10 protein-coding genes and 2 pseudogenes are annotated in these 15,475 nt (G+C 70.4%); 7 read left to right on the top strand and 5 right to left on the bottom strand.

Translation table 11 applies throughout. The features are described from left to right. Nucleotides 1-274: 274 nt before the first annotated feature. Together ACIBK3_RS16980 and ACIBK3_RS16985 are read left to right on the top strand one after the other, a co-directional pair. On the top strand, nt 275-5,497 hold the full coding sequence (locus ACIBK3_RS16980) for a family 43 glycosylhydrolase (RefSeq protein ID WP_399366262.1): 5,223 nt from the start codon (nt 275-277) through the stop codon (nt 5,495-5,497). Between the two features lie 63 nt (nt 5,498-5,560). After that, a pseudogene (locus tag ACIBK3_RS16985) lies at nt 5,561-5,689 on the top strand (RidA family protein); the annotation flags it as partial. A 4-nt stretch (nt 5,690-5,693) separates the two neighbouring features. Here ACIBK3_RS16985 and ACIBK3_RS16990 read toward each other — a convergent pair. The 3 genes and pseudogenes from ACIBK3_RS16990 to ACIBK3_RS17000 form a co-directional block, all read right to left on the bottom strand. Next, a pseudogene (locus ACIBK3_RS16990) lies at nt 5,694-6,206 on the bottom strand (alpha/beta hydrolase); the annotation flags it as partial. A 27-nt stretch (nt 6,207-6,233) separates the two neighbouring features. Then, complete coding sequence (locus ACIBK3_RS16995; protein WP_399366264.1) at nt 6,234-7,403, bottom strand: PP2C family protein-serine/threonine phosphatase; 1,170 nt, start codon at nt 7,401-7,403, stop codon at nt 6,234-6,236. Between the two features lie 96 nt (nt 7,404-7,499). After that, nucleotides 7,500-8,258 (bottom strand): IclR family transcriptional regulator, encoded by a 759-nt coding sequence (locus ACIBK3_RS17000; protein ID WP_399366266.1) that lies wholly within the window; start codon nt 8,256-8,258, stop codon nt 7,500-7,502. Between the two features lie 214 nt (nt 8,259-8,472). On the opposite strand from ACIBK3_RS17000, the gene ACIBK3_RS17005 reads away from it, so the two are divergent. The 3 genes from ACIBK3_RS17005 (at nt 8,473) to ACIBK3_RS17015 (ending at nt 11,854) form a co-directional block, all read left to right on the top strand. After that, nucleotides 8,473-9,594, top strand: coding sequence for an arabinogalactan endo-beta-1,4-galactanase (locus tag ACIBK3_RS17005; protein ID WP_399366268.1), 1,122 nt, complete (start codon nt 8,473-8,475; stop codon nt 9,592-9,594). Nucleotides 9,595-9,797: 203 nt separating this feature from the next. After that, a complete protein-coding gene (locus tag ACIBK3_RS17010) occupies nt 9,798-11,204 on the top strand; it encodes a cytochrome P450 (RefSeq protein WP_399366270.1) in 1,407 nt (468 codons plus the stop codon). A gap of 194 nt (nt 11,205-11,398) precedes the next feature. Beyond that, nucleotides 11,399-11,854, top strand: coding sequence for a tellurite resistance TerB family protein (locus ACIBK3_RS17015; RefSeq protein ID WP_399366272.1), 456 nt, complete (start codon nt 11,399-11,401; stop codon nt 11,852-11,854). A gap of 78 nt (nt 11,855-11,932) precedes the next feature. Here the strand turns inward: ACIBK3_RS17015 and ACIBK3_RS17020 are convergent, their stop codons facing one another. Beyond that, nucleotides 11,933-12,865: a M56 family metallopeptidase gene (locus tag ACIBK3_RS17020; RefSeq protein ID WP_399366274.1), complete on the bottom strand. Its 933-nt coding sequence runs from the start codon at nt 12,863-12,865 to the stop codon at nt 11,933-11,935. A gap of 6 nt (nt 12,866-12,871) precedes the next feature. Continuing rightward, nucleotides 12,872-13,261, bottom strand: coding sequence for a BlaI/MecI/CopY family transcriptional regulator (locus ACIBK3_RS17025; protein WP_399366276.1), 390 nt, complete (start codon nt 13,259-13,261; stop codon nt 12,872-12,874). A gap of 151 nt (nt 13,262-13,412) precedes the next feature. Here ACIBK3_RS17025 and ACIBK3_RS17030 point away from each other — a divergent pair, with 151 nt between their 5' ends. Together ACIBK3_RS17030 and ACIBK3_RS17035 are read left to right on the top strand one after the other, a co-directional pair. Next, entirely contained in the window at nt 13,413-13,988 is a 576-nt protein-coding gene (locus ACIBK3_RS17030; RefSeq protein WP_399366278.1) for a TerD family protein, read from the top strand. A gap of 303 nt (nt 13,989-14,291) precedes the next feature. Continuing rightward, entirely contained in the window at nt 14,292-15,467 is a 1,176-nt protein-coding gene (locus tag ACIBK3_RS17035; RefSeq protein ID WP_399366280.1) for an FAD-dependent oxidoreductase, read from the top strand. Nucleotides 15,468-15,475 lie beyond the last annotated feature (8 nt).

Genomic DNA, 15,475 nt, shown 5'->3' on the forward strand with positions numbered 1-15,475 from the left:
TGGTCATGACCCCGCTGAGCGGACGACGGCATCACCGTGAGTGAGATCGGGGTGTGCGCCAAAGCACCTGTGCGGTCCTGCTGTTCGAACTTGTTCGACCTGTCGGATGTTGTTCGAAACCTCTTGACGGTGCGCCACACCCCGATTGACACTCTCGCAACACGACGTCACACAGCCGAAACGATCAGGCGCCCACGGCCGGGCTCCCGTTGCCGGCCGGCTTCGTCATGCCTTCTCCCGTCAGTCGTCAGCCATGCTCAGCAGGGGTCCCCACATGACGTACACCGCAGGTCCGCGCAGCCGCGCGAGACGTTGGGCGAGCCGGTTCGCCGGTCTGACCGCCGCGTCGCTCTTCCTGGGCCTCGCCACGCCCGTCGTCCCCGCGCAGGCGGCCGCGAGCGCGGCTGACAGCGCGGCGGAGAGCGCGGACATCACCGACGGTCTGGCCCTCTGGTACAAGCTCGACGCCGCCTCCGGCAGCACCGTCACCGACGCCTCCGGCAACGGCCGCGGCGGCACGGTGAGCGGCACCGCCGACTGGTCGGGCACCGGCCAGGGGCTCACCTTCAACGGGTCGGACACCTACGTCAAGGTGCCGAACGACGTCATGAAGGGCATGGACGCGATCACCGTCTCGACGGACGTGCTGATCGACTCGGCCCAGAGCACCCCGTACTTCCTCTACGGCTTCGGCAACTCCAGCGGCGGCAACGGGAACGGCTATCTGTTCACCACGGGCAACGGCCTGCGGACGTCCGTCGCGACCGGCAACTGGTCGACGGAACAGACCACCAAGCCCGCCGACGGCCACAGCCTCACCCGCGCGGTGTGGAAGCACATCGCCTACACGCAGACCGGCAGCACCGGCGTGCTGTACGAGGACGGCGTCGAGGTCGGCCGCAACACGTCGGTCACCATCACCCCCGGCGCCATCGGCTCCGGCACCACGACCGCCAACTACATCGGCAGGTCGGTGTACTCCGGCGACAAGCTGTTCAAGGGCAGGATCCGCGACTTCCGGGTCTACGACCGTGCCCTGGACGCCTCCGAGGTGGAGCAGCTGTCCCTGCCCGTCGCCACGCGGGGTGTCGCCGACGACAAGGCCGCGCTGAGCCTCGGCGACACCGGCGCGGTCACGGCCGACCTCGACCTGCCGAAGACCGGCACGGCCGGTGGTTCCACCATCAGCTGGGCCAGCGACAACACGGAAGCGGTGACCGACACCGGCAAGGTGACCCGTCCGGCCGCCGGTGAGCCGGACGGCCACGCCACGCTCACGGCGACCCTGAGGAAGGGCACCGTGACCGACACCAGGACCTTCGACGTCACGGTCCTGCCCGACTTCGACGACCGGACGGCCACCGAGAAGGCGGCCGGGGCCCTCACGGTCCACAACCTCGACGACGTGCGCGGCAACCTCACCCTCCCGGCGCGGGGTGACTACGGCACCGCCGTCGCCTGGTCCTCCGCGACCCCGGACACCGTCTCCGCCGACGGCGTCGTCCACCGCCCCGCGCACGGCGACGGCACCACCGCCGTCGACCTGACCGCGACCGTCACCAAGGGGGCGGCGAAGGCGACCCGCGTCTTCACCGCGAAGGTCCCCGAACTCCCCGCGAAGCAAGCCCTGAAGGGCTACATGTTCAGCTACTTCACGGGTGAGGGCACGGCGGACGGCGAGCAGCTGTACGCCGCCCTCAGCAAGGGCGACGACCCGCTGAAGTGGCGGGAGTTGAACGACGGAAAGCCGGTGCTGACCTCTACACTCGGCGAGAAGGGCCTGCGCGACCCGTTCATCATCCGCTCCCCCGAGGGCGACAAGTTCTACCAGATCGCCACCGACCTCAGGATCTACGGCAACGGCGACTGGGACGCCGCCCAGCGCACCGGCAGCAGGTCCGTCATGGTCTGGGAGTCCACCGACCTCGTGCACTGGACGAACCAGCGCCTGGTGAAGGTCTCCCCCGACAGCGCGGGCAACACCTGGGCGCCGGAGGCGTTCTACGACGCGAAGCTCGGCGAGTACGTCGTCTTCTGGGCGTCCAAGCTGTACGACGACGCCGCGCACTCCGGCGACACGTACAACCGCATGATGTACGCGACCACTCGCGACTTCTACAGCTTCAGCGAGCCCAAGGTCTGGATCGACCGCGGCTACTCGGTCATCGACTCCACGATGATCCAGCACGACGGCACGTACTACCGCCTGTCGAAGGACGAGCGGAACAACACCTCCTCCACGCCCAACAGCAAGTTCATCTTCGAGGAGAAGAGCGACTCGATCCTGAACCCGTCCTGGACCGCGGTCGCCGAGGGTATCGGCAAGGGCGCGATGAGCGCCGCCGAGGGGCCGTTGGTGTTCAAGTCCAACACCGAGGACAAGTGGTACGCGTTCCTCGACGAGTTCGGCGGCCGCGGCTACCTCCCGTTCGAGACGACCGACCTCGACTCCGGCAACTGGACCCCGGCCACCGACTACGACCTGCCGGCCAAGCCGCGCCACGGCACGGTGCTTCCGGTCACCCAGGCCGAGTACGACCGCCTGCTGCGCGCCTACCAGCCGGACCAGCTCGTGGAGAGCGTCGAGGACGTGTCCGTGAAGACGCGGACCGGCGAGGCTCCGGTGCTGCCGGCCACCGTGATCGCCACGTACGCCGACGGCGTGAAGCGTCCCGTCGCCGTCACCTGGGAGGACGTACCGGAGTCGAAGTACGCGCAGGCCGGCACCTTCACCGTGACCGGCAGCCTGCCCGACGGCGCCGCGCTGCCGGTGCGGGCCGAGGTCGCGGTGTCGGAGGAAGGCACGGATGTCCCGGCCGACCTGCTCCTGCACTACGGCTTCGACGAGACCGGCGGCAACATCGCCCGTGACTCCAGCGGCCACGGCTACCACGGCACCTATGTCGGCACGCCCGACTTCGGCACCGGCGTCGACGGCGGCTCGTTCAGGATGTCCGGCGGCTCCACTTCGCCGTATGTGAAGATCCCGAACGGTGTGCTGAGGAACGCCGGCAGTGTGACCGTGTCGACGTACGCCAAGTGGAAGGGCGGCGACAGCTTCCAGTGGCTGTTCGGGCTCGGGCCCGACAGCGACAGGTACCTGTTCGCCACCCCCTCCAACGGCGGCTCCAGCCTCTACTCGGCCATCACGAAGGCGAGTTGGTCGGCGGAGTCGAAGCTGACGGCCGGCTCGCAGCTCACCCCGGGTGAGTGGCGGCACGTGACCGTCACCCTCGACGGCTCGACCGGCACGATGGTCCTCTACGTCGACGGCGTCGAGGCGGCCCGCACGACGACCACCATCAAGCCGTCCGAGCTGTACGACGCGAACAAGGACTACAGCGGCTACATCGGCCGGTCCCTGTACTCGGCCGACCCGTACTTCGGCGGCGAGGTCGACGACTTCCGCATCTACGACCGGGCGCTCACGGCCGCGGAGGTCATGGAGCTCAGCGGCAACACCGCGGGCATCGCGAAGGCGACGCACCCGGCGCTGAAGGTCGACGCGATCGTCGACAACGCCGGCAGCAGGATCACGTTGCCGATGAAGGAGGGCACCGATCTCACCGCGCTGGCACCGGAGTTCACCCTCGCCCACGGCGCGGCGATCAGCCCCGCCTCCGGAAGCGTGCAGGACTTCACCAAGCCGGTGACGTACGCGGTGACGGGATCCGACGGCAAGAAGCGTACGTGGACGGTCTCCGCTCTCATCATGAAGAGCCCGGTCCTGCCGGGGCTCAACGCCGACCCGAACATCGTCCGCTTCGGCGACACCTTCTACATCTACCCGACCACCGACGGTTTCGAGGGCTGGAGCGGCACCCGGTTCAAGGCGTACTCCTCGACCGACCTGGTCCACTGGAAGGACCACGGCGTCATCCTCGACCTCGGTCCTGACGTCTCCTGGGCGGACAGCAGGGCGTGGGCGCCGACGATCGCCGAGAAGAACGGGAAGTACTACTTCTACTTCTGCGCCGACGCGAACATCGGTGTCGCGGTGTCCGACTCGCCGACCGGTCCGTTCAAGGACGCACTCGGTCAACCGCTGCTGAAGGCGGGCCAGTTCAGCGGCCAGATGATCGACCCGGCGGTCTTCACGGACGACGGCGGGCAGTCGTACCTCTACTGGGGCAACGGACATGCCTACGTGACCCCGCTGGGCGACGACATGACCTCCCTCGACTCGTCGAAGGTCAAGGACATCACCCCCAGCGGCTACAACGAGGGCACCTTCGTCGTCAAGCGCAAGGGCACCTACTACTTCATGTGGTCGGAGAACGACACCCGCGACGAGAACTACCGCGTCGCCTACGCCACCGGCCCCTCCCCCACCGGCCCGTGGACCAAGCGCGGCGTCATCCTGGAGAAGGACCTCGCCCTCGGCATCAAGGGCACCGGCCACCACTCGGTCGTCCAGGTGCCGGGCACCGACGACTGGTACGTCGCCTACCACCGCTTCGCCATCCCCGGCGGTGACGGCACCCACCGCGAAACCACCATCGACAAGCTGGAGTTCGACGCCGACGGTCTGATCAAGAAGGTCGTCCCGACCCTGACCGGCGTCGACCCGGTCACCGTCGTCCACGCCGGCCCGGACGCCGACGGCACCGAGGGCGACGCGATCCAGCTGAACGGGACGATCTCCGGTGCGGGCACCGCGAAGTGGACGGCCGAGGACGGAGCACCCTGCGCCTTCGCCGACGCCCAGGCGGCAATCACCACGGTCACCTGCACCGACGACGGCACCTACGAGCTCACCCTGACCGGCGGCCGCAGCAGTGACACGGCAACCGTCAAGGTGGCCGACGCGGCGCCGGCCATCACCGCCACCACCGGCCCGCGCTCCCCCGTGCCGGTCGGCAACCGGGTAGTCGTCACGGCCGAGTTCACCGACCCGGGCACCCGGGACACCCACACCTGCGTGGTCGACTGGCAGGACGGCACCGCGCCGGCGGACGGCACGGTCACCGGCACCGGCTGCCGCGCCGAACACGCCTACACGAAGGCGGGCATCCGCCGTCCGGTGATCACCGTCACCGACGACGACGGCGCCTCCGACAGCAGGACGCTCCCCGAGCTCATCGTCTACGACCGCACGGCCGGACCGGCGCTCGGGACCGGCGTTCTCACCTCCGCGGCCGGGGCCTACCCCGCCAAGCCGAATCTGACCGGCAAGGCCGCCTTCTCCTTCGCCGCCTTCTACCCGAAGGGAGCCACCGTCCCCACCGGAAAGACGTCCTTCGACTTCGGTCCCGCCCGGCTGGCGTTCCGCTCGACCGGCTCCGACTGGCTCGTGGTCACCGGCTCCCGGGCCGTGTACCAGGGGTCCGGCGCGGTCAACGGCACCGGCGGCTACGGCTTCCGTATCACCGCCACCGACGACCCGGACACCTTCCGCATCAGGATCTGGAAGAAGTCCGCGGGTGAGGTCGTCTACGAGAGCACCACCGGCCCGAAGCCCCTGGGCATCATCACCATCGGCAGCCGCCGACGGTGAGCCGAGCCGTGCTCGGGCACGTCCCCGAGCACGGCGCCCCACGACCCGGGTGTGCCCACCGCCGAGATGCCCCCGCTCCTGGAAGGGATCTCCCGGGCACCCGCGAAGCTGGGGGCCACCCCGGCCCCGCCGACCAGGCTGACAGGCGTTGCGGCACTGGACGTCCCCGACCATCTGGTCGAGCTACGGTCCCATGTCAGTGGCGGGTGGGGCGCGCCGGGCGGTCGTCGCGGCCGACGGACAATTGGGCCGGGTAGTACGGGACATACGCCGCGCCGTCAAGACCGAGCGCCGTGGCCGACCGCTGGAGCGCGACCGGAGTCGCGACGTTGTCCCAACGGCCAGTGCTGACGCGGTGTTCGAGCGAGTGCAGGGCGGCCACGGTCTCGGCTGTGGTGAACGTGCAGTGACCCTGTCGCTCGACGAACGCCTGCCGCAGCAACGCACCGTCGCCGGAGGCGCGCACACGGGCGGCGAAGCGGTTCTCCTGCTCCACCGGAACCAGGTTGTCGCCGGTGGTGTGGATGTCGAGCAGGGGTACGTCGAGTCCTTGGCCGGCGGAGGACGTCTGCTGCGCTCTGCGGACGGCGGCGGGATCGGCGGTGATGGTGGCGCCCTTGGTCAGCGCGCTCAGGTCGGCCGCCAGGTCGAGGCCGGCCGCCTGGTACAGGGCGTGGACCTGAGGCGCGTGGCCCGTCCGCAACAGGAGCACCACTGGCACCATGCCCAACGAGCCTCAGACGGTGGCCACTTGGACCTTCGTCGATTCCACTGCCGACGGCTTGCGGATCAGGAGCAGCGCCGCGTCGTCATGGAGCCGGCCGCCGACATGGGCCAGCAGTTCGTCATGGAGCGCGGTGAGGGTGTGCTCCGGCTCTTCGGTCACATGGCGGGCCAGGCCGTCGAGGAGCGGGTAGAACGCGCGGCAGCGGTCGCGGGCCTCAGTGACCCCGTCGGTGTAGAGCAGCAACTGGTCCCCGTCGGTGAAGGGCAGCACCTGGAGGTCCGGGGTCTGTCCGGACAGGGCCCGCAGACCGAGGGGCGGAGTCGGGTGCGTCGGCTCGACGGCCACGACGTCGCCGCGCTCGCGGACGAGCAGGGGAGGCGCGTGTCCGCAGTTCACCATCTCCAGCCGGCCCGTCTGCGGGTATCCGGCGACGACGGCGGTGACGAAGTCGTCGGGCCCCAGGTTGCGCGCCAGACTCCGCTCGATCCTCTCGACCACGGCGAGGAGGTCGGGCTCGTCATGGGCGGCCTCCCGGAAGACCCCGAGCACCAGCGCCGCCGTCCCCACGGCCGGCAGCCCCTTGCCCCGTACGTCACCGACGATCAGCCGGACCCCGTACGGCGTGGGGATCAGCGCGTAGAGATCCCCGCCGATCCGGGCCTCCGCCGCCGCGGCGCTGTAGCGGACGGCGGCCTGGAACGGGCCGACGGTGGCCGGCACGGGGGTGAGCAGGGCGTGCTGGGCGGTCTCCGCGACCGAGCGGACGGCCGCGAGCACCCGTTCCCGGCGGCAGCGCAGCGCGCTGGCCAGGCCACTCGCCAGCGTGACGGCCACCACGGCGGAGAGCGTGGCCGCCAGTTCGCACTCCGGGACACCGTCGCGGATGCCGAACAGCACGCCGAGCCCCGCGGCCAGGAGGCCGACGCAGAGGACACCGCGGGGACCGTTGGTGGTGGCGGCGAGCGCGGGCCCGGCGGCCAGCAGGGGCAGCCAGATCGTCCCCGCGCCGCCGACGAGGGCGGCGAGCACGACGGCGGAAACGATCAAGACAGGCAGCACGGGCGTCCTGAGGGCCAGTCGGACGACGGCGCAACGGGCCGCGGCCCGGGAGCAGGCCGCGCGCATGCGCGACGGCCGCGTCGGCCAGTGGGCGTCACCGTGGTCTCGGGCCTGACTCATGTCTCGTCCGCAGTCCTCACTTGTGTGCCAGGGCGTCCTTCGTTGCCTTCTCCTCCAGGAAACGGTGTGGCCCCGGGCGTCACAAGGGACGCGTTTTCAGATGGTGAGCGAGAGATTCCTGGTCACGCGCGTCGCGGTCGGCAGCAGTCGGTCCCGGATCTCCGGCAGCCGGGAGACCCGTCCGGCAGGCAGGGAGACGCCGAGGGAGCCGAGGGTGCCCCCGCTGTAGACGGGCACGGCGACGCAGATCGTACCGAGGGCGTACTCCTCCAGGTCCGTGACGGCCGGAGCGACCGGTGAGGAGTCGATGCGCCGGAGCAGTTCCGGCAGGCTGGTGATCGTCCGTGGGGTGAGATCTGCCAGATGGTGCCGGGAGAGGTACTCCTGGCGGTCCTCGTCGTCCAGTTCACGCAGCACGGACTTGCCCAGGGCGGTGGCATGGCCGGCGTCCTCGAACCCCACCCAGAGATCGACACGGGGTGCGCGGGGGCCGTCGACGATCTCGGCGACCCGGATCTCGCCCTCCTCGTAGAAGGTGAGGTAGGCGGCGACCGCGAACTCGTCCCGCAGCGCGGCGAGCGTGGGCCGCACCCTGCTGAGCAGTGCCTGCCCGCTTCCGGTGGTGCGCAGCGTCTGCAGCTTGTCGCCGAGGATGAACCCGCCGTCGGGAAGCTTGCGCACATATCCGTCGTGGACCAGCGTCCGCAGCAGGTGGTAGGCGGTGGGCAGGTGCAGGCTGGTTTCCCGCGCCAGCTGTTTCGCCGGCGCGCCGTTCTCGTGCGCGCTCACCGCCTCCAACAGGCGGAAGGCCCGCTGGACGGACGTGATCAGCGTAGGGCCGTCGTGCACACCCATGAGACAAGCGTAGAGGGAGGAACTGGATCGGCGACGCCTGTGCACGTACCCAATATCGATGAGGAGGAATAACTGCTCTCAACTGCGCGAAATACATACGACACGTGTATTTACAGTTCCTGACACCTCTTCTACTGTGAACGTTCACGGATCCCCCATGCGCATGTCAGGCCCTGCGCCTCGACTTCGCCACGTCTCGATCAAAGGAGTCGGGATGACCGTGAACGGCTCAGGCCGCACGAAGAAGGCCGCCCTGTTCCTGGCGGCCGTCGCCCTGCCGGCGACCCTGCTCACCATGCCCACCGGCGCCTCCGCCGCGAACTCGCTCAGCATGCTCGGGGCGGACGTCTCGACCGCACAGCGAGCCCTGGACCTGGGCGCCAAGTACTACGACGCGAGCGGAACCGCCAAGGACCCGCTCGACATCCTCAAGGGCCTCGGCGTGAACTACGTCCGGCTGCGGGTCTGGAACAACCCCGCCAGCGGTTACAACAACAAGGCGAAGGTGCTGGCATACGCGAAGCAGGTGAAGGCCAAGGGGCTGAAGCTGCTGGTCGACTTCCACTACTCGGACACCTGGGCGGACCCGGGCAAGCAGTACAAGCCCGCGGCCTGGGCGAACCACGGCATCAACCAGCTGCAGACGGACGTGTACAACTACACCTACGACGTCTGCAACAGCCTCAAGTCCCAGGGCACCACCCCGGACAGCGTGCAGATCGGCAACGAGATCAACGTCGGCATGCTGTGGGACGACGGCAAGGTCGTCAACAACGACTTCACCAACCTCAGTCTGCTGCTGAAGTCGGGTTACAACGCGACCAAGGCCTGCAACAGCGGCACCAAGGTGATCGTTCACACGGCCGACGCGGACAGCGACGCGCACGCCCGCTGGTTCTACGACGGCATCAAGGCCAAGGGCGTCAGCTGGGACATCACCGGGCTGTCCTACTACTGCCCGTGGCACGGCACTCTGGCGAACATGGGCAGCGTGGTCTCCGACATGAAGTCCCGGTACGGCAAGGACGTGGTCATCGCGGAGACGGCGTACCCGTTCACCTCGGCGAACGCGGACGGCACCGCCAACTCGATCACCTCCGGCTGCTCGGGCTATCCGCTCTCCTGGCAGGGCCAGGCCGACAACTTCACCGCCGTACAGAACACGGCCCGCAGCGCCGGCGCGATCGGCGTCTTCTACTGGGAGCCGACCTGGTACGCGGTCACCGGCAACGGCTGGGACCCGGCCGACATCAACAACAGCGGAAACGGCTGGGACAACATGGCCGTCTTCAACTGGACGGGGCAGGTGAACCCGAACATCAAGTGGACTCCGTGACGGCCGGACAGTGAGCGGCACCGCCCTCGGGCGGTGCCGCTCGTGTGCGCCCAGGTGACGTCGCGCCTCATGGAAGTCCTCATGGAAAGTCCTTGCGCGGAACCCGCTGTCCGGTCACGACGGTCGATCATCTTTACTCTGTCAGGTCGTCATGTCCACAGCGTGCCGCGGCAGGAACACCGCCGGCCCGAGGAAAGGAAACCATGGGGTCCCCACCGAACAGCGGGCCGGCGGTCCGCCACGAGCCGCTGGAGTCGCTGAAGCCCGAGCCGCTCATGACCCGGGACTACGAAAGCCGCCCGGACCTTGTCTTCGAACGGCTGCGCCGGACGCACGGCCCGGTCGCGCCGGTGGACCTGCTGGGGGTGCCCGTCTGGCTGGTCCTGGGGTACGAGGAGGCGCTGGAGGTCCTGCGCAACGACCAGGACTGGCCCAAGGGCCTGGAGAACTGGCGGGCGCGGGAGGAGGGGCGCGTTCCCCAGGACTGGCCGCTGGCCCCGTCGCTCGACGTCAACCACGTGCTGATCCAGGGCGGTGCGGGATACCCGGCCCTGCGGGGTGCCTGGGACGCCGCTCTCAGGCCGTTCCAGGACCCGCGGCAGCCGCAGGCCCGCCGGCTCAGGGCGAAGATCACCCGGGACGCGGACGAACTCATCACCTTGCTCTCCCAGGGCGGCCGCAGCGGCTGGGCGGACCTGTCGGCACAGTTCGCGCGGCCGTTGCCGCTGATGGTCGCCAGTCATCTGCTCGGCTTCCCCGGCTCCCAGGACGACGACGCGCTGATGGACATGTGGCGGGTGCTGGACGCCGGCCCCGACGCCGGCCCCGCCCTGGACCGGCTGCTGGCGGCCCTGGCCGAACTGGGCGCCTGGAAGATGAGACAGCCGGGCGACGACTTCCCGTCCTATCTGCTCGCCGCCCATCCCGGCCTCGGCGTCGAGGAGTTGTCCCGCGAACTGATGATGCTGCTCGGGATGACCTCGGACCATGTCGGCATCCTGATCTCCCACACGGTCGTCGAGGTGATCGGCGGGAACGCCTCGGCGCGCGCCAGCCTGTCGGCGGGAATGATGAGGGAGACCATGAACCGGGTGGTGATGCGGAAGCCCCCGCTGGTCAACTTCGTGCCGCGGTTCCCGGTGGCCGACACCCGGCTGGGCGAGTACACCATCGCCGCGGGCGACCCGGTGTGGGTGTCGGTCGGCGCCGCGCACGCCGACCCGGCCTTCTCGGACAAGGTCTGTCCCGCCTCGACGATCAGCACCCGGGCGCACCTGGCCTGGGGTGCGGGACCGCGTCAGTGTCCGGCCAGGGAACTGGCCACCACCACGGCGGGAATCGGGGTGAGCCGACTGCTGGAGCGGCTGTCCGGGCTGGAGCTGTCCCTGCCCGCCGACCAACTGCCCTGGCGTTCCTCCCCGTTCATGCGGGGCCTGCGCTCGCTTCCGGTCCGCTACACACTCGCGGACGACCCCGCTCCCCGCACTCCGGACACGCCCACGCTTCCCGCCGTCCCTCCCCCGCCCGGCCATCCGCCCACGGTCGAGGGTCTGGAACGGCCGCGGTCATCGCTGTGGCGCTACCTCGCCGGGCTGGTCCGCGGGCGCTGACGTCCTGACGCCTGCCCCGTCGTCGGCTTCGGCTGTCGGGGGCGGGGGTCGGGCCTGCGACGGGACGTGAGCGGACCCCGGAGATCGCCGGAACTTATCCGGCGGCTCGCTAGTTTCTACGTTGCTGTAGATGTTCAGCGGCACCGGGCCGCCGCCAGGGCGGGCCGGGATTCGACCGATCGTATGGAGTGCTCATGGCCCTGTGGGACCGCATCAAGGAATCCGCATCGACGATGCAGACCCAGCTGGAAGCGAAGAAGAACGACCTCAAGAGCGGCGCGTTCCGCGACGCGAGCATGGCGATGTGCGCGCTGGTCTCCGCCGCCGACGGCAGCATCGACCCCGCCGAGCGCCAGCGTGTGGCCCAGCTGATCGCCACGAACGAGGTGCTGCGGAACTTCGACGCCACGGACCTGCAGCGGCGCTTCGACGACAACCTGGGCAAGCTGACCGCCGACTTCGCCTTCGGCAAGGTCAGTGTGTTGCAGGAGATCGCCAAGGCGAAGAAGAAGCCCGCCGAGGCGCGGGCGGTCATCCAGATCGGCATCGTCATCGGCGGCGCCGACGGCGACTTCGACAAGACCGAGCAGGCCGTCGTCCGCGAGGCGTGCTTCGCCCTGGACCTGCCGCCGCACGAGTTCGACCTCTGACCACACCACGGTCCGCGGGCCGGGCGGCCGCTGGTACGGCCGCCCGGTCTCCGGTGACAAGGCGCCCCGCGGTGCGCCTCAGAGGGGTGTCGCCGCGTGCAGGACGAGAACCATCGTCACCGCGGAGTTGGCGGACGACAGCGCCGAGACCGCGGTTCCCGCGGCCGCTCCCCAGGCGGCCAGGCCGACCGAGGTGAACATCGACGGCCACCTGGGCAGCGCCGGTGCGGGCGCGAGCAGGGCGGCGACCCGCCGTGGCACCGGCCCCGGCGCGGCGAGGCCCGCGAACGTGCGGGCCGGGGTGCCGCGGGAGACCAGGGCGGCCTTGCCGATCGCGCACGCCACGTCCCGGCGGCTGCCGACCGTGTGCGCCGCCGCTTCGTCCGCCCATCGTTCCGCGGTGCAGGACACCGCCGTGCGCAGCGGACACAGAAAGGGGTTGGCTCGGGCGGCCAGTTGGACGGCGAGCAGGAACCGGTGGTGCCGGGCGGCGAGATGGGCGCGCTCGTGGGCGAACAGCGCGCGCCGTTCGGCGGGTTCGAGGCAGGACAGCATGGCGGTGGTGACGACGACCCGGTCCCGTCGCCGCCCGGGGAGGGCGTACGCGTACGGCGCCTCGTCGGGCACCACGGCCACCCGGGTGCCCGGAAGTCCGGCCAGGGCCCGGTGGGCGCGGCCGCGGATCCGTCCGTGTCGCCACAGGGCGCGCCCACCGGCCACGAGCACCGCGAGCAGCGCGGGAACGGCCAGTTTCCCGGCGACCTCGTCGTGCGGAACGGCCGCACGCACCTCGGGGTCCGACCAGGCGTCAGGCAGTGGATTGCCGGGCAGTTGCGCGGTGCCGACCACCATCAGCAGGCCCAGGCAGACCGTGCTGCACACCGCCATCACCACGGCGACCCCGGTCAGCAGCCGGGTCGCGGTCCGCGGATGCAGCCGCTGCTCGGCCAGACGCGCGATCGGCCACGCGGTGAGCGGCAGGACCAGCGGCAGAAAGACGAACATCCCCATGCCGCTTCAGTCTTCCCTCTCGCCCCTCGCCTGCTCCAGCAGGTCCCGCAGCAGCCGCTCGTCGTCCGGCTCCAGCGAGGTGACGAAGCTGGCCAGCACCGCCTCGCGGTCGCTCTGGCCGTCCAGCACCTTGCGCATCTTGTGCGCGGCCAGGCCGGCCTGGTCCGAAGCCGGGGTCCAGACGAAGGAGCGGCCGGCCCGTTCGCGGGTCACCGCGCCCTTGGCCAGCAAACGGGTCAGGATCGTGATCACCGTCGTATAGGCCAGGTCTTCGCCGAGACGTTCCTGCACCCATCCCGCGCTCACCGGGCCGTCGGCCTCGCGCAGCGCGGACAGGACGAGCGCCTCCAGCTCGCCCTGTCCCCGCCGCCGGGAACGCCGCGGCTCGTCCGTCACGCCCTGTCTCCCTTCCACCGGCCCCGTATGCACGGGGTGTCCATCGTATAGACGCGTACGGAAGCCACACCCCACCTTTCTTCTACAGTGCTGTAGATTCTTGTTCAGGGTCCCTCCGGACCCGACCTGACGTACCGAGAAGGAGTACCCAGTGGGAGTTTCCCTGTCCAAGGGCGGCAACGTCTCGCTCAGCAAGGAGGCGCCGGGCCTGACCGCGGTCCTGGTCGGCCTGGGCTGGGACGTGCGCACCACCACCGGCACCGACTACGACCTCGACGCCTCCGCGCTGTTGCTCGACGTGTCGGGCAAGGTCCTGTCCGACCGGCACTTCGTCTTCTACAACAACCTCACCAGCCCGGACGGCTCGGTCGAGCACACCGGCGACAACCTCACCGGTGAGGGCGAGGGCGACGACGAGTCCGTCAAGGTGAACCTCGCGGCCGTGCCCGCCGAGGTCGAAAGGATCGTGTTCCCGGTCTCCATCCACGACGCCGAGAACCGCGGCCAGAGCTTCGGCCAGGTGCGCAACGCGTTCATCCGCGTCGTCAACCAGAGCGGAGGTACCGAGATCGCACGGTACGACCTGTCCGAGGACGCCTCGACGGAGACGGCCATGGTCTTCGGTGAGCTCTACCGCAACGGCACCGAATGGAAGTTCCGCGCGGTCGGGCAGGGTTACGCGTCCGGGCTGGCCGGTATCGCCGCGGATTTCGGCGTCAACGTCTGACCGCGCCGCCTGGATCTCGCCGGCCCCGCCGCCGGCTTCGTCGGGCCCGCTCCCCGCGAGCGGGCCCGACGCACGCCCCGGACCCCCAGCCCGTCCCCCACCCGTCAGGAGACCACGTGGCCGAACCGTCGGTGCAGCGGGCCGCACCACGGGACTGCACCCCGCCGGCGCGGCCCACGCCGGCCGTCCTGATCGCCCTTATCACCGGAACCGTCACAGACACCGGAACCGTCACCGGCACCCGGGCGTTTCCCCGCATGAGCGCGGAGTCGGCGGGGCCTGCACGGACGAACGGGGTGTGACGTGACGCGGATTCTCGTCATCGGCGGCGGAATCGCCGGTACGGCGACGGCGATGGCCCTGCACAGGGCGGGCATCGAGGCCGCCGTGTACGAGGCGCACCCCGACTCGGCCGAGGACATCGGCGCGTTCCTCACCCTCGCGAGCAACGGCATGCGCGCCCTCGCCCAGCTCGACGCCTCCGCCGCGGTCACATCGGTCGGCTTTCCGCTCACCTCGATGCGTGTGGTCGACCGCGAGGGCGCCGAACTGGCGCACGTTCCGCTGGGCGAGGCCGGCGACCCGCGACTCCGCTACCGGTGCCTGCGCCGCGGTGACCTCAACGCGGCCCTGCAGGCGGAGGCCGCACGCCGCGGCATCGACATCGTCCACGACGCCCGGCTCGCCTCCGTCGAGGACGGCCCGGACGGCGTCACCGCGCACTTCGCCGACGGCAGCACCGCGACCGGTGACCTGCTCGTCGGCGCCGACGGCCTCAACTCCGCCGTACGCCGGGCCATCGCACCCGCCACGCGACCGCGTCACGCGGGCCAGCGCGTCTTCTACGGCTACGCGGGCGCCGCGTCCGTGAGCGGACCGGAGGCGTGCATCACCATGGTGCGGGGCCGGACGGTCGCCTTCGGCTGCGCGGTGTCGCCCGGTGGGGAGGCCCACTGGTTCGCGCGCGTCCCCGGTGAGGCCCTGTCCGCCGACGAGATCGCGCAGGGCACGGCCGGCGGGTGGCGCGAGTTGCTCGTGCCGTTGCTGCGCGCGGACGCCCCCGCCGCCGTGGACATCGTCGCGGCCGCCACCGGCGACATCCTGGTCACCAACGCCACCGAGATCCCGACCGGCGGCCCCTGGCGGGCTTCCCGCACCCTGCTCATCGGCGACGCCGCCCACGCGGCCTCCCCCGCGACCGGGCAGGGCGCTTCCATGGCGCTGGAGGACGCCGTCGTCCTCGCCAAGTCCCTGCGCGACGCGGCCGACACCGAGACCGCGCTCTCCCTCTACGAGGCGCTGCGCCGCCCGCGCACCGAGCACAACACCACCGTCAGCGGGAACATCTCCCGCGGCACCCACACGTTTTCGGGCCCCGCCCGGGGACCGGCCCCGTCCCGGCCCGGCGACGAGGACCTCGTCCGGCTCCTCGACTGGGACGAGGACCTCACGACCGTGCGGCCGATCCAGCAGGCCTGAGGCCCGCC

The organism is Streptomyces sp. NPDC050287 (assembly GCF_044459385.1).
GTDB lineage: Bacteria > Actinomycetota > Actinomycetes > Streptomycetales > Streptomycetaceae > Streptomyces.